11 protein-coding genes, 1 pseudogene and 1 riboswitch are annotated in these 12,896 nt (G+C 49.1%); of the genes and pseudogenes, 9 read left to right on the forward strand and 3 right to left on the reverse strand.

Going from position 1 to position 12,896, the window contains the following annotated elements; all coding sequences use genetic code 11:
- Positions 1-132: 132 nt before the first annotated feature.
- The gene (locus tag NR121_RS16040) at positions 133-333 is read right to left on the reverse strand and encodes a hypothetical protein (protein WP_054817894.1); all 201 of its coding nucleotides are present in this window, start codon (positions 331-333) and stop codon (positions 133-135) included.
- A gap of 232 nt (positions 334-565) precedes the next feature.
- A riboswitch (cyclic di-GMP riboswitch) is annotated at positions 566-648 on the forward strand.
- Positions 649-821: 173 nt separating this feature from the next.
- Here NR121_RS16040 and NR121_RS16045 point away from each other — a divergent pair.
- Entirely contained in the window at positions 822-1,424 is a 603-nt protein-coding gene (locus NR121_RS16045) for a sigma-70 family RNA polymerase sigma factor (protein ID WP_054817895.1), read from the forward strand.
- A gap of 99 nt (positions 1,425-1,523) precedes the next feature.
- Here the strand turns inward: NR121_RS16045 and NR121_RS16050 are convergent, their stop codons facing one another.
- Together NR121_RS16050 and NR121_RS16055 are read right to left on the reverse strand one after the other, a co-directional pair.
- Positions 1,524-2,963 (reverse strand): hypothetical protein, encoded by a 1,440-nt coding sequence (locus NR121_RS16050; RefSeq protein WP_256831468.1) that lies wholly within the window; start codon positions 2,961-2,963, stop codon positions 1,524-1,526.
- Between the two features lie 173 nt (positions 2,964-3,136).
- Positions 3,137-3,832, reverse strand: coding sequence for a GntR family transcriptional regulator (locus NR121_RS16055; RefSeq protein WP_256831470.1), 696 nt, complete (start codon positions 3,830-3,832; stop codon positions 3,137-3,139).
- 407 nt (positions 3,833-4,239) lie between these two features.
- On the opposite strand from NR121_RS16055, the gene NR121_RS16060 reads away from it, so the two are divergent.
- The 8 genes and pseudogenes from NR121_RS16060 to NR121_RS16095 all read left to right on the forward strand — a co-directional run bounded on the left by NR121_RS16060 (position 4,240) and on the right by NR121_RS16095 (position 12,896).
- Positions 4,240-5,547, forward strand: a complete 1,308-nt coding sequence (locus NR121_RS16060; RefSeq protein WP_054817901.1) for an Nramp family divalent metal transporter — start codon at positions 4,240-4,242, stop codon at positions 5,545-5,547.
- Between the two features lie 129 nt (positions 5,548-5,676).
- Positions 5,677-6,765, forward strand: a complete 1,089-nt coding sequence (locus tag NR121_RS16065; protein ID WP_256831472.1) for an amidohydrolase family protein — start codon at positions 5,677-5,679, stop codon at positions 6,763-6,765.
- A gap of 38 nt (positions 6,766-6,803) precedes the next feature.
- A complete protein-coding gene (locus NR121_RS16070; RefSeq protein ID WP_074727530.1) occupies positions 6,804-7,937 on the forward strand; it encodes an amidohydrolase family protein in 1,134 nt (377 codons plus the stop codon).
- A complete protein-coding gene (locus NR121_RS16075) occupies positions 7,927-8,382 on the forward strand; it encodes a Rieske (2Fe-2S) protein (RefSeq protein WP_054817902.1) in 456 nt (151 codons plus the stop codon). Before NR121_RS16070 ends, NR121_RS16075 begins: the two co-directional genes overlap by 11 nt.
- A gap of 100 nt (positions 8,383-8,482) precedes the next feature.
- Positions 8,483-8,668 carry a hypothetical protein gene (locus NR121_RS16080; RefSeq protein WP_054817903.1) on the forward strand — a complete coding sequence of 62 codons (186 nt, stop codon included), beginning with the start codon at positions 8,483-8,485 and terminating at the stop codon, positions 8,666-8,668.
- Between the two features lie 137 nt (positions 8,669-8,805).
- Positions 8,806-9,225, forward strand: a pseudogene (locus tag NR121_RS16085) (DinB family protein); the annotation flags it as partial.
- Positions 9,226-9,641: 416 nt separating this feature from the next.
- A complete protein-coding gene (locus tag NR121_RS16090) occupies positions 9,642-10,391 on the forward strand; it encodes an IclR family transcriptional regulator (protein ID WP_054817905.1) in 750 nt (249 codons plus the stop codon).
- Between the two features lie 321 nt (positions 10,392-10,712).
- On the forward strand, positions 10,713-12,896 hold the full coding sequence (locus NR121_RS16095; protein ID WP_256831498.1) for a malate synthase G: 2,184 nt from the start codon (positions 10,713-10,715) through the stop codon (positions 12,894-12,896).

Here is a 12,896-nt window from a genome sequence, read left to right on the forward strand (position 1 = left end):
TCGACAAACCGTTAGGAAGATCCTGTTAGTTATTCATGCCGCCGTAGTTTTTTTTTGCTGACTAAGCTGACATTTTTCTGCTAAAAAATAAACCGACACGAGCTGCGAACAGCCTTTGCCGGTTTATTAAAACTAGCCGGATTGATTTTGTCTTGTGCGGCCGCCGTTGATATATCCTCTTGCGATGCGTGAGGCCCGAAAGGTAGAAACGACAACCAGAGTCTCCTCCCGGGTCATGCTCCGGCCTTCATAAGAAAAGTCGGATAAATCGGCGATTTGCTCGTCCGTATATTTGTCGAATAAGTCAATTAACAATTCAATGTGTTGATCCATGTCATGGTTCTCCCCGGGTTGTTTTAATTACGATTATATTACATAAGGCAATGAGATCCGTCAACTTGTCTTATTTAATTGTTGCCGGACAAATGACGGATAAGAAATTTGTATAATTTTTAAAAAGATAATTTGTTTTTATTGACAATTATTTTGATAACATGTTACTTTGGACATGGTATTAATTCCCTATCCGGTTTTTATTCGGGAAAAATGTTTTCATATATATTGACATTGATAAAGGCATACTTATCGAAAGATAAGGACGCAAAGCCACGGGTCTAAGGCATAAGCTATGACAGCCGGGTTGCCAATGGGTAGCACAGGACCCTTTGGGGTCCTTTTTTATCCATTTCCGACATTCAAGACCAAAAGGACGACCTCGTAAGCGCTAGAGAAAATCTCTCTTCTCTCCGGCGGTTCGTCCAATGATCATGATATCCGGTTGCAAATAAAATCAACAAAAGAACAGGAGGATGACTTCAATTATGGATGAATTCACGGATGCCGAGTTGGCCGCTTGTGTAATTCAAGGCGACCAGAGCGCATTCAACTCTCTGCTAAGTCGTTATCTTCCGATGATTTATTATTGCAGCAAGAAGTATTATGCTCCAGGTCTCATGCGGGGAGATATGAATCAAGCCGGATGTATCGGGTTATTTATCGCTTGTAAAAGGTATAACCCCGCCAAAGGAATGGCGTTTTCGGGTTTCGCGAAGATGCATATCAAGCATTATATCATCAACGCCGTAAAAGCAGCCTTAAGAAAAAAACAGCAGATTTTAAATCAAAGCGTGTCGTTGGATGAAACTCCTTTCTGCGATCAAGAAAGGACCAGCCGTTATGAACTCATCCCCCATTTCACGCCATCGGCGGAAGAAATATTTATGAATAAGGCAAGGAATAATGAGTTGTTCGATTTGATAAAAACGCATTTAACGCATTTGGAGAGGGCAGCGGTTTTGGGTTTGCTGGATGGTTTGGTCTATAAAGAAATAGCTGACTTGCATGGCGTGGGTAATAAATCTATCGATAATGCGTTGAAAAGGGCTAAAGGGAAATTGAGAAGCGCTCTTTATAACAATGCATAGTTTTGCAGGAGCAGTGCTTTGGCGGACAGGGCACAGGACATAAGACAAGCCCAAGGGAGCAGGAACTCCTTTGGGCATTTACCGTTGGAGGTCGGGCGTTTAAATAACCAGCAGAACCAGTGCCAAAAAGAGAAAAAAAACTAAGGTGTATAGAAGGTTCCATGCTGCGATTCGAAATGTGCCTTGTCGGATAATAACGGAAAACATATTCAGCGTTCCGCTAAAAGGGCCGATGGAAAACGTCATAACGGCGCCCCCTACCAAAGCAATGGCCAAGTGCTCGGCCGAAATTCCCAACGCCAGGGGATTCATCGCTTCCGCCAAAAGGGTGATCGCTGTGATGGGATGCATTCCCATGAAGCCGAACCCGAGTGTGATCAAAGGGACGATGAGCAAAAAGAGGCTGGAACCAACTGCGTGATTGAATTGCAGCATAGATTCGATAACGTAATGATTGTATCCGGAATATTGGAGCGCTTGAACAAAAAAACCGGTGCTGAGGAAAATCGCAAACTGATCCGCCATACCGGGCATTTTATTGATGACGTAAGAACGGGCTTCCCCCAAAAAAGCGGTTCCCTGCTTTAGAGCCAACGCCCAAAGGAAAGCACAGGGAAAGGCCAAAATCGATGTGGTCACTACGAGCCCCAGAGACCATAGGCCGGTTAGTCCCACGTTAACGGAAATGAGCAGAAGAATGACAAGCACGATCTGCCATATTTTGGCGATGGGCTTTTGAATGAACGGTTGATGTACAGCTTTTTCAGACTCTTGAGCCGAAGCCATTTCGGATAGGGTCTGATGGTGTTCGTCCGATGGAATTTCCGGCCGACGGCTTCCTGAACGCCTTTCAATTAACCAAAAAATCAACCAGTTAAGGAATAACCCCAAAAGGCCAATGATAAACAGCTTGTAGAAGACACTGGACCAGGGAACCTTCGTCGTTTCCAAAGCGATGGCAACCCCGCCGGAGAATGGGGACCAGGCGACGGATACCGCATAACCGTTAAGGATGGCCAAGCACATGAATTTGTCGGTATGTTTCAATCCGATCTTTTCTACTGCGCCTTTAATACTGTAATACATGATCGGAATCGTGGCCAAATTCAAAATGCTGCTGAGCAAAAACGAAATGGAACTAATGGTACGGTGTAATGAAGTGACGCTTCGCGTTTTTTTGGATAAGATCTCTTCAATGGACTGGTCGTAACGGCCTAATTTCAACGGAATGGCGAGAAACGGGAGCATGGCGAACAAAGAAAGCAAGTAGAGCATATCGCCATAAATGTATAGGTAATTATAAGGATCGATCCCTTTTTGCATCACAAGCCAAGTCCCCGTCACCAAAAACAATAGTGCAAAAATTTTGGTGGTTAAACTGGAAGCAGGGATCGATAACAGAATCGCAATGATGGACAAAATGGAAATCATCGGGGCCAGCTGATGAAAGTCCCCGATCTTATATACCAAAAAGATGATAACAGCCAAGGTGAAGACGATAGAACGAGCGATCTGACTATAGCGTGATATGGTTCCCACCTCTACCGATAATGAAATTACTTGTCAGAAGCCGATAGAACGAATTGCTCGCTTGATAGGATGTAAAATAATTAATTCTCAGTATACACAAAGATGTGTATACTTGTATACAATAAAATACAAATTGTTTTCCGTTATCGTTTTTCATCAGCCGGTTCGACAGAGATCCATGTTTATTTTTGGGTAAATACGCTAACCAAATTTTCCTTGGAGACGGCTAAATGCTTTTTTAAGACCGTTACGGCTTGTTCCGTATTCCCTTGCTTGATGAGCGAAACGATTTCTTTGTGCTCGTCTTCACGCTCGACAGCCCACTCTAAAGTCAGATAATACACGCGAAAACGGGAAATCGTATCGTGAAGGGAATCAATGAACTGCTGAACCCGTTGGTTTTCAAGGGCAGAGATGATCGAGAGATGAAAATAGGTGTTCATTTCTCCCCGCTTTTGCAGATTCCCTTGCATGCGGTATTCTTCCCCACGCTCGATCGCTTCTTCCATTTGCCGGATCACGGGATGACTGGATGTAATTCTTCGTAGAGCTTCCGCTTCGACGATGGAGCGAATCTCATACACTTCATGGATATCCTGGAGCGTAGGCATCGTGACAACAACTTTTCTTCCAGGCAAAAACGTGACCAGGTTTTCCGTCTCCAGAATCCGGATCGCTTCACGGACAGGCGTGCGGCTGACGGAAAGTTTATCGGCGATCTGGTTTTCGCTCAACAGCTGTCCCGGTTTTAACGTACCGTCCAAGATGGCCGTTTTGAGTTTTTGATATACCGCCTCACGAAGAGGGATGTAAGATGAGGAATAATCCAAAGGCTCGAGAGTAAAATCGGATGTGATGAGAGTTAAATGGCTATCCATAGTCATACCTCTTCCTAATCAAATTGTGTTAATATTTTACACCATGAAATACTATTGCACAACTTGCCTATGATCTCACAATCATTGTTGACAGCACAGAAAGGGAAAGTTATATTCATGTATACAAGTATACTATTGTGTTGGGAGGTGCATATATATAGATCAAACCATATAAGCATTCATTTGGGAGCTTTAAATTTTCAGCAGGATTGTTTGCGTTTTGAAAAGACTAGAGAAAGGAGAAAACCTGAGTTTTGAAGTGAAAGCGGTTACGGAATTGGGTCTAATGAACTTGAATTTTAAGGCTGATCCAACAGGTAACAAAAAAAATGGAAACGCTTACTGCCAATAATTTGTATGCACAGTATCATGGAAAATACCAATAACTGGTTAAAGGGGCATAGCGTATGGCAAAACCTGTGGAAAAATTGGAGCTTCAGCCGAAGGGCGGAGGCTTTTTGGAAACGTTGAGAAGCATGGGGCCCGGATTAGTCGTTGCATTCGCTTGGCTTGGAACAGGGGATTTGGTTGACTCGTCCGTATCCGGCGCCAACTACGGATATGACTTGATGTGGGTGCTTTGCCTTGCGTTATTCTGCCGCTATTTCTTTGTTAATGCACTCGCTAAGTATCAATTGTGTAATCGTCATGGAGACGAAACGATCTTTCACGGTTTTTACCGCGTGTGGAAAGGGTTTCCGATTGTATTGGGCGTCTCGGCTTATATCATGGGTTTCGTTTACGTATCTTATATGATTCGTGGAGCGGGTGTAGCTTTACATCACTTGTTCGGCCAGGCGGGTAACAGTTTTCTTTGGTCTCTTGTCGGAGTGGGTCTGGCCATTTATGTGACAACCCGGAAGCGTCAATTGAAAGCGCTTGAATTTATAGCGCGCACTGCTTGCATTGTTATTATTCTTTCTTTTATTTACGCCATATGGAACACCGGCATTAATGCGGAAGCCTTTATCGAAGGTCTGAGCTTCGGGATACCGGCCAATAATGATGCGTTTGGCGCATTGCTTATCGCCGTTTCGATTATCGGGGCTGTCGGAGGCTCCGCTGCAAACCTGCTGTATCCCTATTTGATGAACGACAAAGGGTGGAAAGGACCTCGGCAGCGTAAACTGCAAATCATGGATCTCCTTACCGGTATCGTTGCAATCATCGTGATTAATTTGGCTATCTGGATTGTAGCTGCCGAAACCATGTACGGTCAAGGGCAAGTCATTCATAACGAAGTCGACCTGGCTGCAATGATGGCACAAGCGGTGGGGCCCATTGGACCGGTTCTGTTGTGGATCACCGTGTTTCTCGTCTGCTTCACCTCTTATCCCACGTTTTCTGTCGGATTCACTAAGCTGTTAATGCATGGCGTACATCTCTCGACCAAACGGGGAGAGAAATATGAAAAACCCGAACAGGATCCCCGGTTTAAATGGTTTTCGATTGGGGGACTTCTTCTTGTGCCGCTTATTTTCTCCATGCCTTTTGCTCCCAATTTAGTCACTCTAACGATCGTAGGCAACAGCTTGGCTGTCATTACCGCGCCGATCATTATTTTGGGAATTATTTTTATGACCTCCCGTAAAAGCATGATGTTACCGGATTATGTGAATAAATGGTGGGAAAATCTCATTCTTGGTATTGTTGGATGTATCGGCTTATGGGCAACTTACAGTTTGTTGATCGTGTTAATCGATAAGTTGGGTTAATGCAGAAACCGTTTGATCCGCATACAAAACAGAAAGAAAAACCGCATTTGATTGTATACAAGTATACAATAAATCATATATACTGAATGTAGTACGATGATGATTCTCAAAAGCAAAGGAGCGTATACGATGGATGAACTTATGATGCGGGAACATCCTACCCATTTCATCCAAACGGGGGTCATTGATTGCGACGTTCACCATGCGGTCCCTTCGATACAAGCCCTTTTCCCGTACTTAACGGACCGCTGGCGCGATTATATCGTGGAGCATGGAATCAAAGGCTTGGAGCCCAATTATTATCCGAAGGGGGCAGCCCTTTCGGCCAGACCGGGCTCAGAGCTGTCCTCCGGCCACCCGCCGGGCTCGGATCTGGATACCTTGCGCCGCCAGGTGCTGGATCCGTGGAATGTACAGTATGCCATTCTTAATTGTCTTTACGGGGTTCAGATGATCCACAATGAGGATTGGGCGCAAGCCATGGCGTCGGCGGTTAACGATTGGCAGCTTGCCGAATGGCTCGATAAAGAGCCGCGGCTGCGCGCCTCGATGGTCGTCGCCAGCCAAAATCCGGAACAGGCGGCGGAGGAAATTCACCGGTTGGGCCGGCACCCCGGTTTTGTCCAGGTGCTTTTGCTCGTCCGCTCCGAGATGCTTTACGGCAAAAAGCATTTTTGGCCGATTTACGAGGCGGCCCAGCAGTATGGGCTGCCGGTTGGGATTCATGCCGGCGGGATGACCGGTTACCCGACGATGCCGGTCGGTTGGCCTTCGTATTACCTTGAGGATTATGTCAGCCATGCGCAAGCCTTCCAGTCGCAGATCGTCAGTCTGATCACCGAAGGCGTGTTTCAACGGTTCCCCGCACTTCGGGTCGTGCTGTTAGAAAGCGGTTTCACATGGCTGCCGGCGTTGATGTGGCGGCTCGACAAGAACTGGAAGGGCCTGCGCCGGGAGGTGCCGTGGGTGGACCGCCTCCCTTCGGAGATGATCCGGGAACATTTCCGTCTGACGATCCAGCCGCTTGATGAAGCGCCGGTGCCCGAGCACCTGCTGCAAACCATGGCCCAACTGCGATCCGATGACATGCTGCTGTTTTCCACCGATTATCCGCACTGGCACTTCGATACGAAGGAAGAGGCGCTTCCGGCCAAGCTTCCGCCGGGAGTGGCGAAGAAGATTTTGACGGAAAACGCCCGTGCGGTGTACCGTTTCTGATCCTGTCAAGTGAGTATGAACCGTAAGGAGGAAGAAGCATGACGATGTTCAATTCCTTGGTGAAAGAGCCCAAACGCAAAACCGGGGCCCGTTTCATCGACTGCGATATTCATAATGAGGTTCCCTCCAATGAAGTGCTGAAGCAATATCTTCCTCTGCGTTGGAGAAATTATATGGACATGGTCGGCCTGCGGAGCTACCACGGGTTCACCAACAATATCCCTTATCCCAAGGGCAATCCGGGCGGAACGCGGACGGACTCCTGGCCTCCTAACGGTCAGATCCCCGGCTCCGACCTCAACTTCATGCGGGAGCAGCTGCTTGATCCCTTGAATTTGGAGTGCGGCATTCTCAACTGCCTGTACCGGGTCGGGGAGCAGCTTAACGACGAATACGGCGCTGCGCTGGCCCGTGCGGTCAACGACTGGCAGATTGCCGAATGGCTCGATAAGGAGCCGCGGCTGCGCGCTTCCATTGTCATCCCGTACGAGAATGCCGAACTATCGGTGGAAGAAATCAACCGGGTCGCCGGCCATCCCGGTTTTGTCCAGGTTCTGATTATGCCGCGTACCCGGGAGCCGATGGGCCGGCGGAAATATTGGAAAATTTATGAAGTCGCGGAAAGCCACGGTCTGCCGATCGCCGTTCATTTTGGCGGATTAGGCGGTAACGCAACGACCTCCTCCGGGTTTCCTTCGTACTACATCGAGGACCATACCAATATGGCGCAGGCATTTCAATGCCAGGTGATCAGCATGGTATGCGAAGGGGTTTTTGAACGCTTCCCGAACCTGCGGACGGTGATGCTGGAAGGGGGATTCGCCTGGGTGCCTTCGCTGATGTGGAGGCTGGATAAGCATTGGAAGCGTCTGCGCGAGGAAGTGCCTTTCCTAACGCGTAAGCCGTCTGAATATATCCGCGGACATATGCGTTTTACGACGCAGCCGATGGAGGAGCCGCCGGTGTCCGAATATCTGCTTCAGGTCATCAGGCATTTGGGCTCGGACGAGATGCTGATGTTTGCGACAGACTATCCCCACTGGGATTATGATGCGCCGGATCTGACGTTCCCGCCCAAATTCCCGGAGGCGTTAAAGCAAAAGATTTTTTATGATAACGCCCGCTCGTTCTACCGACTTTCCGATAAGGAGGACCGTGACGATGCAAACTAAAGTACAAAAATATGTAGTTGCAACGGTAGATGAAATTCCTCCCGGAAAACGAAAAATCGTGAATGCAGGAGGGCGCTCGATCGGTGTTTTCAATGTGAACGGCGAATTTTTCGCTCTGCGCAACCGCTGTCCGCATGGGGGCGCACCGCTTTGTGAAGGGGTTTTGAGCGGATTTGTTCAATCACGGGGCCGGGGTAACTACAGCTATTCCCGAAAAGGAGAAATACTCCGCTGCCCCTGGCACCAATGGGAGTTCGACGTCAAAACCGGCCAATCCTGGTTCGATCCGGTAAAAACCCGGGTTCGCACGTACGAGGCCAAGGTAGAGGCGGGATGTTCGCTGGCGGAGCATGCCGGAACGGAAATGCGGGAAGGGCCATATATAGCGGAGACGTTCCCGGTTTCTTTGGAAAAAGATTATATCGTTATTGAAATCGAGTCTTAAATGATAAAGGAAACAACGGGGGGATATAACCGGTTGTTTCCTTCGTTTATGAAAAGAAGCTTACGGATCATACTTCGAATGAAAAAGGAGTGGGATCGAAATGAAAAAGTATGTACGGTACCATCCGGATCATCAGGAACGGGAGTATCCCAGGCGAATTGCCGGAACGCTGCTGACGAATCCGAACTTCGCGGAATTGGCCCAATTATTCGGCGGTTACGGAGAACAAATTGACCGGCATGAAGATTTCGCGCCGGCGTTCGGCCGGATTGGAATAAAACCGTAAGCGGCGGAAGAAAACAGCTTGCCCTTCAGTCTGCGGCAGGTTACTATGGTAAAGAAGCATCATCCAATTTGGCGGTTCAGGGGGAGAATCGAATGGAGCACATCGTTTTCAACCAGATATAACTACATCGAAGCCGTACATTAGAGCTCGTTACCGGGTTGTCCGAGAGTCAGGCGGATATCATACCGGAAGGCTTCAACAACAACATCCGCTGGCATTTGGGGCACATATTGACCACTCAGGAGAGGTTTGCATACCGTTTAATCGGAGAACCGCTCGGGTTACCGGAGGAGTTGATGAACATGTTCCTCAACGGTACGAAACCGGCTGACTGGCAAACCGCCCCTCCGGATTTGCCGTCTCTCATCAAGCTCTTGCAGGAACAGCCAGGCCAAATCCGGCAGCGTCTGCAAGGAAGGCTGGAGCAGCAAATCACGGTTCCGTTTAAAGACTTCAAGCGGCATGACGAAGCGCTGCTGTTTGGCACCTGTCATGAGGCGATGCATGCAGGCTATATCATGGCCCTTAAACGAGCGGCGGCCGTCGCTCAAAGATAACGGAGACCAAAGCCCGGTGGAGCGGCATCCTCTGTCGGGCTTTGTGGCTTTGTGCAGAGAGTCGGACGATTGGCCGGCCTGCCGCCAAGACGGCTTCATATCCTTTATTGAAATGGATTAGTTTTCTCATTTCTTTATGTCTGTTGTGTATAAGCTTGTTCATGCCAGCCAAGAAAAGGTACCATTCCTCCGGATCTCCCCATACGTTTCCCCTCTGCAGTTCCATACCCATTCGACTCTTTCGGGACAGCATTACCCTGTTGCACAAACTGTCTTCTGCGGCGGCCGCACCCATCACGCCCCGGGCATTCGTTATAAAGATCAGTACATTGACTGTTGCCCGAAGCCGTGATAGGCTTAACATCATACAAGTTAAAATACCGAATAACGTTTATTATATCGAAGGAAGTGAACTCATGGAGCAAAAATATGCCGTTCCGGCTCTGGATCGGGCGCATGCGGTACTGACGCTGCTAACCGAGGAGCCCTACAAATGGAAGCTGTCCGACCTGTCCAAGCATTTGGGCATCAGCAAGAGCACGCTGTACTCTCTTCTTCTGACCATGGAACGTTTGCATTGGATCCACCGGGACCGCAACGAGACTTATGCCCTTGGAAGCGCCTTGGGCGATTTCGGGAGTGCTTATTTCCGCCAGTACGACCTTGTTGAAGAATTCCGGCGAACCGCCGAGCCGGTGATGCGCAAGCTTCAGGAATCGGTTCAGCTGGCTCGCTTAGATGGGAGCGATGTACTGTATCTGGCCAAATTAGAAGCGCCGTCTCCGGTACAAATGGTATCCGGGCCCGGGGTCCGGTTCCCGGCACATGCGACGGGCTTGGGAAAAATTCTGATGTCCGACATGGATGCCGAACAGGTCCGCCGCATATTTCCGCAGGAAACGCTGCATAAAGTTACCGTGCATACCATCGGCTCCCGGGAGGCGTTCCTGCAGGAGCTGGAAACGGTCCGCCGCAACGGATATTCCTTGGACATTCAGGAGGGGGTAATGGGATTTTGCTGTGTGGCTGCACCCGTTCGCCGCCGCAGCGGCGAGATTATCGCGGCGGTCAGCTGCTCCATGCCCATCCATCACTGGGAAGGAAAGAGAGAAGAGGCGATCCGTGAAATTCGCGCATTAGGGCAGCGGTTGTCAACAAGTATGTAAGATGAATGATCAGATCAAGCCACAGTCTGACAATCATTCCGATCCCAAGCCAGAGAGGGAAAGGGATGATTGTTTTTTTTTTGCTGAAAACTCATTGACACAAACTAAAAACTGTGGGAAGATGATGTCAAGGCTAAATAAAGAACGTTGTTCAAAATAATGAACAAGGAGGGCGGATAGTGATGATGCCGGGATTTGACAAGGCACAGCTGCAAACGATTTCGTTCGTGAATCGACGGGAGAGATCTTCACGAGCCGTTGGAAGGCCGAGGATTCAAGTGAGAGCTAATCAATCATTTGATAAGTAAAGGAGAATGAATGATGGTACAATATGTGAAAACAGGAAATCTTCAAGTTGCTCCGGCCCTTTATCACTTTATTAATTCCGAAGCTTTACCCGGCAGCGGGGTGGATCAGGAGCGGTTCTGGTCCGGTTTTGAATCCTTGATCCATGATTTGGCACCCAAAAACAAGGCGTTATTGAAAAAACGTGATGAAATCCAGCGATTGATAAATGAATGGCATAAGGAACATAAAGCAGAGTTTGAATTCGAAAAATACAAGGCGTTTTTGCAGGAAATCGGTTATCTGGAGCCGGAAGCAGAGGATTTTCAGATTACCACCCAAAAGGTCGACGATGAAATTGCGCGGCAGGCGGGTCCGCAGCTGGTTGTGCCGGTCAATAATGCCAGATATGCGCTTAACGCTGCGAACGCGCGCTGGGGAAGCCTGTACGACGCTCTGTACGGAACGGATGCGATTGATGACGAAGGAGGAGCTCAGCGTACAGCGGATTACAACCCGGTTCGTGGCGAGAAGGTCATCGCCTACGCCAGAGATTTTCTCGATCAAGCGGCTCCGTTAGCAAAGTCTTCACATCGGGAAGCCGTCCGGTATTCGATCGTTGAGGGGCAATTGGCCGTTTCGCTTCGCAGCGGAGAGACTACCGGACTCCAGGATGCTTCCAAGCTTGCGGGGTATCAGGGAAGTCCCGAGGACCCTTCGGCCGTATTGCTTCAAAATAACGGGCTGCATTTTGAGATTCAAATCGACCGTAACCATCCAATCGGCCGAACCGATCAGGCTGGCGTGAAAGACATTCTCCTGGAAGCTGCGTTAACGACGATCATGGATTGTGAAGACTCGGTTGCCGCTATCGACGCCGAGGACAAGGTATTGGTATACGGCAATTGGCTGGGGCTGATGAAGGGGAACTTGTCCGCTACCTTCCCGAAAGGAAATAAAACCGTCACACGGACGCTCAATCCCGACCGGTCATACACGTCTCCTGCAGGAGAGGAATTCACCTTGCCCGGCCGTTCCCTGTTGTTTGTCCGTAACGTGGGACACTTGATGACGATTGATGCGATCCTGGACCGCAATGGCGAGGAGATTCCCGAAGGGATTTTGGACGCGGTTGTAACGGGTCTCATCGGCAAGCATGATCTTTTAAGAAACAGCCTGTACCGGAATTCGCTCCAGGGCTCCATCTATATTGTCAAACCGAAAATGCACGGGTCCGAGGAAGTGGCATTTGCCAATGAGCTTTTTGACCGTGTGGAAGATCTGCTCGATTTGGAACGCAATACGCTGAAAATCGGGGTGATGGACGAGGAGCGTCGCACGTCTCTAAACCTGAAGGCGTGTATTCGCGAAGTAAAGGATCGCGTTGTGTTTATCAATACCGGGTTTTTGGACCGTACGGGAGACGAAATTCATACTTCGCTGGAAGCGGGACCTATGATTCGGAAAAACGCGATGAAATCATCCCGGTGGCTGCAAAGCTACGAGAAATCGAATGTGAGCATCGGACTGGCAACCGGATTACAGGGCCGTGCCCAGATTGGCAAAGGGATGTGGGCCATGCCGGACCTGATGAAGGATATGCTGCAGCAAAAAATCGGCCAGCTGCAGGCCGGCTGCAATACGGCGTGGGTGCCTTCCCCTACAGCGGCTACCCTGCATGCCCTCCATTACCATCAAGTGAATGTAACGGAAGTTCAAAATCAATTGAAGCAAGCGATTAAAGATTTCCGGGATGATATTTTGGACATTCCCGTAGCCGAAAACCCCGAATGGAGCCCAGAAGAAATTCAGCAGGAGCTGGACAACAATGCACAAGGGATTCTGGGCTATGTAGTTCGCTGGGTAGAGCAGGGGATTGGCTGCTCCAAGGTACCGGATATTAATAACGTGGGGCTGATGGAGGATCGTGCCACTCTGCGCATTTCCAGTCAACACATGGCTAACTGGCTGCACCACGGGATTTGTACGAAGGAGCAGATCGTAGAGACCATGCAACGTATGGCCAAGGTGGTGGATGAGCAGAATGCCGGTGATCCCGCATACCGTCCGATGGCTGCCGACTTTGAACACTCCGTGGCATTTCAGGCTGCCTGCGAGCTGGTGTTTAAAGGATACGACCAGCCAAGCGGTTATACGGAGCCGATCCTGCACCGCCGCCGCAAAGAATTTAAGGCGAAGATCGCTGTACAGAACGCTTGA

This window comes from Paenibacillus sp. Pae15 (assembly GCF_024519685.1).
Classification (GTDB): domain Bacteria; phylum Bacillota; class Bacilli; order Paenibacillales; family NBRC-103111; genus Paenibacillus_G; species Paenibacillus_G naphthalenovorans.